Source organism: Streptomyces phytophilus (genome assembly GCF_013870535.1).
In the GTDB taxonomy this organism is placed as follows: Bacteria; Actinomycetota; Actinomycetes; order Streptomycetales; family Streptomycetaceae; genus Streptomyces; species Streptomyces phytophilus.
In genome coordinates, this window is sequence record NZ_JACBXC010001148.1 from 1 (window position 1) to 1,941 (window position 1,941).

At 75.0% G+C, this 1,941-nt stretch carries 2 protein-coding genes; both read left to right on the forward strand.

Annotated elements, in window-relative coordinates:
- A partial coding sequence (locus H5J30_RS30115; protein ID WP_181790553.1) for a TetR/AcrR family transcriptional regulator occupies positions 1 to 488 on the forward strand: 488 nt, incomplete at its 5' end.
- Between the two features lie 227 nt (positions 489 to 715).
- The gene (locus H5J30_RS30120; protein WP_181790555.1) at positions 716 to 1,894 is read left to right on the forward strand and encodes an acyl-CoA dehydrogenase family protein; all 1,179 of its coding nucleotides are present in this window, start codon (positions 716 to 718) and stop codon (positions 1,892 to 1,894) included.
- The last annotated feature ends 47 nt before the right edge of the window (positions 1,895 to 1,941 follow it).

Here is a 1,941-nt window from a genome sequence, read left to right on the forward strand (position 1 = left end):
ACGAGGTGGCCAAGGCCGCGGGCGTCGGCGTCGGCACCGTCTACCGCCGCTTCGGCGACCGCGCGGGACTGGCGTACGCGGTGATCAACGACCGCGAGGTGAAGTTCCAGGCCGCGTTCCTGACGGGCCCGCCGCCGCTCGGGCCAGGCGCCGGCGCGGCCGAGCGCGTCCGCGCCTTCCTGCACGCCCTCGTCGACCGGACCGAGGACCAGCTGGGCCTGCTGCTGGTGGCCGAGATGGACTCCGCCGACGCCCGGTTCACCGAGGGCTCCTACGAGCTGTACCGGCAGCACCTCGCGCTGCTCCTCGACCGGATCCGGCCCGCGGCCGACGTGCACTGGCTCGCCGACGCGCTGCTCGCGCCGCTGGCCGCCAACCTCTACGGCTACCAGCGCCGCACCGGCGGCATGAGCGTCGCCCGCGTGAAGGCCGGCTACGACGACCTGCTCGCCGGGCTGGCGCCCCGGGGCGGCGCCACCGCTCCCTGACGCCCGGAACCCGCCCCGCGAACTGGCCGGTTCGCTACGCACCCCGTCTGTCTCGCCATACGGCCGATCGGGCATACTCCCCTTCACCGCAGCCGTACGTGCCGGCCCGCCGCAATCCGGCGGGGCAGCATCGGGCTGCAGCAACACAACGGGCGGAGCCGCCATATCCCGGCCGGAGCCGCCGTCGACAGCGCCGTACGCGCGCCCGGCGAAGAGGAGTGCACCGCATGGCCGTACGTGGTCCGCTGCCCGTGGAACGCGAGCTGCCCACCGAGGAGTCCCGCGACCTGCTGGCCCTCGTCCGCGAGCTGGTCCGGCGGGAGATCGCTCCCCGCGCGGCCGAAGAAGAGGAAGCGGGCCGCTTCCCCCGCGAGTTGTTCACCACTCTGTCGGAGTCGGGGCTGCTCGCCCTGCCCTACGCGGCCGAGTACGGCGGCGGGGAACAGCCGTACACCGTCTATCTGCAGGTGCTGGAGGAGTTCGCCGCCGCCCGGCTGACCGTCGGCCTCGGCACCTCCGTGCACACCCTCGCCACCCACGCGGTCGCCCGTTACGGCACCGAGGGGCAGCGCAAGGAGTTCCTTCCGGCCATCCTCGGCGGCGGCCTGCTCGGCGCGTACTGCCTCTCCGAGCCCGCCTCCGGCTCCGACGCCGCCGCCCTGACCACCCGGGCCGTACGCGACGGCGACACCTGGACCCTGGACGGCACCAAGGCGTGGATCACCCACGCCGGGGTCGCCGACTTCTACACCGTCCTCGCCCGCACCGGCGGCCCCGGCCCCGGCGGCATCACGGCCTTCCTCGTCCCCGGCGACGCCCCGGGGCTCGGCGCCGCGCCGCCGGAGAAGAAGATGGGCATGAAGGGCTCGCCCACCGGCCTGGTGCACTTCGACGGGGTGCGGATCCCCGACGCGCGCCGCCTCGGCGAGGAGGGGCAGGGCTTCGCCATCGCGCTCGACGCCCTCGACTCCGGCCGCCTCGGCATCGCCGCGTGCGCGATCGGGGTGGCGCAGGGGGCGCTGGACACGGCGCACGGATACGCGCTGGAGCGGCAGCAGTTCGGCCGGCCCGTCGCCGACTTCCAGGGACTGCGCTTCCTGCTCGCCGACATGGCGACGCAGCTCGCGGCCGGGCGCGCGCTGTACCTCGCCGCCGCGCGGCGGCGCGACGCGGGCCTGCCCTTCGCGCAGGACGCCGCGATGGCCAAGCTGTTCTGCACGGACGCGGCGATGCGGGTGACGACCGACGCCGTGCAGGTGCTCGGCGGCTACGGCTACACGGCGGACTTCCCCGCGGAGCGCTACATGCGCGAGGCGAAGGTGCTGCAGATCGTGGAGGGCACCAACCAGATCCAGCGCGTGGTCGTCGCGCGGCACCTGCTGGGCGCCGAGACGGACCGGGTGTAGCGGCCGGTTCGTACGGCGTCAGGGGTGCGGGACGGGGCGCGGGCGGG